The organism is Methanoregula sp. (assembly GCF_049690535.1).
Classification (GTDB): domain Archaea; phylum Halobacteriota; class Methanomicrobia; order Methanomicrobiales; family Methanospirillaceae; genus Methanoregula.
The window spans coordinates 1-2,744 of the sequence record NZ_JBAVMX010000134.1 but is presented as its reverse complement, the minus strand read 5'-3'; the positions used below and the strand labels follow the sequence as shown (position 1 = coordinate 2,744).

The window sequence follows — 2,744 nt, the reverse complement described above, 5'->3', positions numbered from 1 at the left end:
TCGGCGATGATGCCTGCAACACGCTCCCGGCCCAAAAGAAAACGTCCTGGTCCTATGGCCAGTTCCTCACCAGCACTTCAGTCAAGATCGCGAAAAACCCGGTCCCGATACTCCTTATTGCAGCGCTTATCGCCGTGATCGGGTTCCAGATCGACCCGCTTATCCCGATTGAGGCAAACGAGAACAATTTCGTCCCGAGCGATATGCCGGCAAAGATCCAGATGGATCAGGTCACACGGGTTCTCGGCTCCACCAGTACCGCTGATTTCTACGTCCAAGGCGGCCGGGTCACAGACCTCGATACGATACAATGGATGAAATCGTTCCAGGATTTCGAACTGTCCAGACATTCGGAACTGACCTCATCGACCAGTATCGTGACATACATTCTTGCCTATAACAACGGGGAGATGCCCCAGACCCAGAGCCAGCTCGACCGGGTGCTCGACAAAATACCCTCCGGCGTAAAAGACCAGTATATCAGCGGGTCAACGCGGGGCGTTATTCACTTCGGGATGATCAATCTCCAGATCCCTCAGGAAGAGGATCTCAAGAAAGTGATGGTCAGTGATATCGCCTTCCTCCAGCCTCCGCCGGGGATCACTGTCCAGCCCGTGGGAAGCTTCGATATCATGACCACCCTCATCGGAGGGATGTCCTCCTCCAAGGATGACATGACCTACCTTGGCTTCGGGCTGAGCTTTGTGTTCCTGGCCCTCGTGTACCGGCACGTCCACGCTATCTCACCGCTCATCCCGATCGTTCTGGTCGTCGGATGGAACTCGGTGACGATGTATTTGCTCGGTATTGCTTATTCCCCGATGACGGCAACCCTCGGGTCGATGACCATCGGGGTGGCTGCGGAATACACCATCCTCGTGATGGAACGGTACTCCGAAGAGGAGGAGCGCCTGCATGACCATATCGCCGCCATCCAGGAGAGCGTGAACAGGATCGGGACCGCGATTACGGTCTCGGGACTCGCCACATTCTTCGGGTTCTCGGCACTCTGCCTCGCCAGTTTCCCCATCATTAGCAACTTCGGGATATGTACCCTCATCGCCGTCGGGTTCTCGCTTATCGGCGCAATCTTCATTATGCCCGCCGTGCTCTCCCTCATGGGACAGTTCACCGAATGGATGGAGAAAAGAAAGATACCTCCACACGTCGACTCCGGGAGACTTGTGAAAACAGAGACTCCAGACTAATCAAAAAATGTATTGCAGAAGGTATATCTCATGAAATACTACTACACAGTTGCCCTCCTGATCCTCGCAGCAGTCGTCTGCTGCTGCATGCCCGCGCTGGGTGCGGACAAATATCTGGGGGGAACCCCGGAAATAACGGCATATCTCACCGGAGTAAACGAATTTTCCCCGGGACAGGATGCCACGATAACGGTTGTCATCCAGAACAGCGGAACAAATGCGGCGGTATTTATCGATCAGAGCACATTGACACGGGACGATCTCCCCACCACGGCAAAACTTGTCACGGCGGGCCTCTCATCCGGGGGCGCTCCGATCAACATCACGACCGACCCGCAGAACCTTGGGGATCTCCAGAGTCCAGGGATGTCCACCGCGAGTTTTACTGCGAAGATAACCTCGGACGCGACGCTCGGCGAATACACCATACCTCTGACGGTCCAGTACAAGTACCTCTCCAACAGCCTTGCCTACCAGCCGACAAGTGAAACGATCCAGGACCAGTACACCCCGGTTACCGTGACGATCCCTCTGACGATTAAAATTAAACCGGTTGTCCAGATTGCCGTGCTCAACGCTGACGCACCGGACCTTGTCGCGGGAATGGAAGGATATGTCAACCTGACGATCAAGAACATCGGCTACGAGGACGGGAAACAGGCCACGGTCACGATTAAAAGACACGGTAACAGCGCCGTGATCCCGACTGATGATAATGTCTATATCGGGGACTTCCCAAGAGACGGGATCGTCACCTGCCTGTACAAGGTCGCTGTTTCCAGCGATGCGCAGCAGCAGTCCTACCCCATCGATGTGGACGTGACCTATACAAACGCTGAGGGCGACACGGTGACCTCGGTGATCGATACCGTCGGTGTGCCGGTGGAAAACAAACTCAGTTTTGTTGTGGTTTCACCCCCGGCGGTCGTTACGCAGGGATCAACCAGCGTGATCACCGTAGTCTACCAGAATGCGGGATCGGTTACGGCGAACCAGGCGCAGGCCCGGCTCTCGGCGGTTGATCCGCTGTCAAGCTCGGACACCAATGCGTATCTCGGGGATATCCCGCCCGGCGGGAATGTGACTGCCCAGTACGCAATAACTGCCGCAAGCGGGGCTGCGCCCGGGACCTATGCCCTCGATACCGAGATCAGGTACCGCGACGCTCTCGATAACAGCCAGATCTCCGATACCTTCAAAGCACCGGTTACCGTTGTTGCGCAGCCGGCATCAGAGGGACCGTTGCAGCTCCCCGCTGCCCTTACCCTTATCGTGCTCGTCCTGATCGGCGCAGGGTACTACGTGCTTGTGATGCGAAAAAAACGATGAAGAGGAAAAATAATGGCACCTATGTTCACTGTAACAAAAATTTCTGACGGGATAATATCGATACGAATCCCCATAATAAGCCTGATAATCCTATCCGCCCTCCTCGTAGTGCCGGCGCTCGCCGGGACAAACTACCTGGACGGCACCCCGAACCTGACGGCGTATATCGCCGGGACGAACCAGTATCAGGCCGGCAGCGACGTCCAG

Annotated in this window: 2 protein-coding genes and 1 pseudogene; all 3 read left to right on the top strand. The window is 55.8% G+C overall.

What is annotated here, in order from left to right; translation table 11 throughout:
* Window positions 1-1,208 (top strand): efflux RND transporter permease subunit (locus WCE46_RS10605; protein WP_424733691.1); only part of this gene is annotated, 1,208 nt, incomplete at its 5' end.
* Window positions 1,209-1,238: 30 nt separating this feature from the next.
* On the top strand, window positions 1,239-2,537 hold the full coding sequence (locus WCE46_RS10600) for a COG1361 S-layer family protein (RefSeq protein ID WP_424733690.1): 1,299 nt from the start codon (window positions 1,239-1,241) through the stop codon (window positions 2,535-2,537).
* 21 nt (window positions 2,538-2,558) lie between these two features.
* Window positions 2,559-2,744, top strand: a pseudogene (locus tag WCE46_RS10595) (hypothetical protein); the annotation flags it as partial.

Bases quoted from the DNA above. Each gene is read 5' to 3' on its own strand.
- WCE46_RS10600 (WP_424733690.1), top strand. From the start codon at position 1,239: ATGAAATACTACTACACAGTTGCCCTCCTGATCCTCGCAGCAGTCGTC.